Genomic DNA, 617 nt, shown 5'->3' with positions numbered 1-617 from the left:
GACATCTACGGCTTTCGCGTCATCGTGCCTTCGTTCACCGGATGCTATACGGCGCTGGGCGTGCTGCACCAGATGTACAAGCCCGTGCCCGGCAAGTTCAAGGACCACATCGCGATTCCGAAGAACAACGGCTACCAGTCGCTGCACACCACGCTGGTCGGCCCTTCGGGCGTGAGCATCGAATTCCAGATGCGCACCGAAGAGATGCACATCGTGGCCGAAGCCGGCGTGGCCGCGCACTGGCTCTACCAGGCGCAACAGCGCCCCGGCGACACCGAGCAGATGAGCACCCAATGGCTGCAATCGCTGCTCGACATCCAGAACGAAACGCGCGACGCGACCGAGTTCTGGGACCACGTCAAGGTCGACCTGTTCCCCGACGCGGTCTATGTGTTCACGCCCAAGAGCGAAATCATGGCCATGCCGCGCGGCGCCACCGTGGTCGACTTCGCCTACGCCATCCACAGCAAGATCGGCAACCATGCGACCGCCGCGCGCATCAACAACGAAGACGTTCCGCTGCGCACCGAACTCAAGAGCGGCGACGTGATCGAGATCGTCACTGCCGAGAACGCGCGCCCCAACCCGGCCTGGCTTGGCTTCGTGAAAACCGCGCG

Annotated in this window: 1 protein-coding gene; it reads left to right on the top strand. The window is 63.4% G+C overall.

From position 1 onward, the window contains the following. Window positions 1-617, top strand: a 617-nt coding sequence (locus D3H34_RS33465) for a RelA/SpoT-related domain-containing protein (RefSeq protein ID WP_147400634.1), incomplete at both ends; no start/stop codon positions are given.

This window comes from Acidovorax cavernicola (assembly GCF_003581445.1).
The sequence above is the reverse complement of the archived record's forward strand: the minus strand, read 5'-3'. Positions and strand labels throughout refer to the sequence as shown.